General features: G+C 70.1%; 1 protein-coding gene. It reads left to right on the top strand.

Annotated elements, in window-relative coordinates:
* Positions 1 to 150 precede the first annotated feature (150 nt).
* Positions 151 to 1,602: an argininosuccinate synthase gene (gene argG / locus AB0C78_RS50755; protein ID WP_360763055.1), complete on the top strand. Its 1,452-nt coding sequence runs from the start codon at positions 151 to 153 to the stop codon at positions 1,600 to 1,602.
* The last annotated feature ends 46 nt before the right edge of the window (positions 1,603 to 1,648 follow it).

Genomic DNA, 1,648 nt, shown 5'->3' on the forward strand with positions numbered 1-1,648 from the left:
TACCGAAAGGCAACCTACACCCTATCACACTCCTCAAATCCCCTACGCCCTTCCTACCCGGGGGGCATGGACGGCCTTCTCGTCGTGGCGTGCGCTGGATCACCATGAGCCGTGTTGCATGATCATGCATTGGCGTGCATACTTCTACTCATGTCCAAGGTGCTCACCTCTCTGCCTGTCGGCCAGCGCGTCGGGATCGCCTTCTCCGGCGGCCTCGACACCTCGGTAGCGGTCGCGTGGATGCGCGAGAAGGGCGCCGTGCCCTGCACCTACACCGCCGACATCGGCCAGTACGACGAGCCCGACATCGCCTCGGTGCCGGGCCGCGCCACCGCCTACGGCGCGGAGGTCGCCCGGCTCGTCGACTGCCGGGAGGCGCTGGTGGAGGAGGGGCTCGCGGCGCTGGCGTGCGGAGCGTTCCACATCCGCTCGGCCGGCCGCGCCTACTTCAACACCACCCCCCTCGGCCGCGCCGTCACCGGCACCCTGCTGGTCCGCGCGATGCTCGAGGACGACGTGCAGATCTGGGGCGACGGCTCCACCTACAAGGGCAACGACATCGAGCGGTTCTACCGCTACGGCCTGCTCGCCAACCCGTCCCTACGGATCTACAAGCCGTGGCTGGACGCCGACTTCGTCGGCGAGCTCGGCGGCCGGACCGAGATGTCGCAGTGGCTGCTCGAACGCGGCCTGCCCTACCGCGACAGCACCGAGAAGGCCTACTCCACCGACGCCAACATCTGGGGCGCGACCCACGAGGCCAAGGCCCTGGAGCACCTCGACGCGGGCATCGAGATCGTCGACCCGATCATGGGCGTCCGGTTCTGGGACCCCGAGGTGGAGATCCTCACCGAGGACGTCACCATCGGCTTCCAGCAGGGCCGCCCCGTGACGATCAACGGCAAGGAGTTCGCCACCGCCGTCGACCTGGTGCTGGAGGCCAACGCCATCGGCGGACGGCATGGCATGGGCATGTCCGACCAGATCGAGAACCGGGTCATCGAGGCCAAGAGCCGCGGCATCTACGAGGCGCCCGGCATGGCGCTGCTGCACGCCGCGTACGAGCGGCTCGTCAACGCCATCCACAACGAGGACACCCTCGCCACCTACCAGAGCGAGGGCCGCCGCCTCGGCCGGCTGATGTACGAGGGCCGCTGGCTCGACCCGCAGGCGCTCATGCTCCGCGAGTCGCTGCAGCGCTGGGTCGGCACCGCCGTCACCGGCGAGGTGACGCTGCGGCTGCGGCGCGGCGAGGACTACTCGATCCTCGACACGTCCGGCCCGTCGTTCAGCTACCACCCGGACAAGCTGTCCATGGAGCGCACCGAGGACTCCGCGTTCGGGCCCGTCGACCGCATCGGCCAGCTCACCATGCGGAACCTCGACATCGCCGACTCCCGCGCCCGCCTGGAGCAGTACGCGGGGCTCGGCATGGTCGGGGACGCCGCGCACCCGGCGCTGATCGGCGCCGCGCAGGCCGCCTCGACCGGGCTGATCGGCGCGATGGACGCCGGCGGCGCCCAGGCGATCGCGTCCCGCGGCGAGACGACCACCGGCGAGGAGCTCCTCGACGCCGCCGCCATGGAAGCCGGCACCGACTAGCCCGTCCCGCTAGACGAGTGGCGTGTCGCCTCATGCGGAACCGCAT

Source organism: Actinomadura sp. NPDC048394 (assembly GCF_040651755.1).
In the GTDB taxonomy this organism is placed as follows: domain Bacteria; phylum Actinomycetota; class Actinomycetes; order Streptosporangiales; family Streptosporangiaceae; genus Spirillospora; species Spirillospora montaniterrae.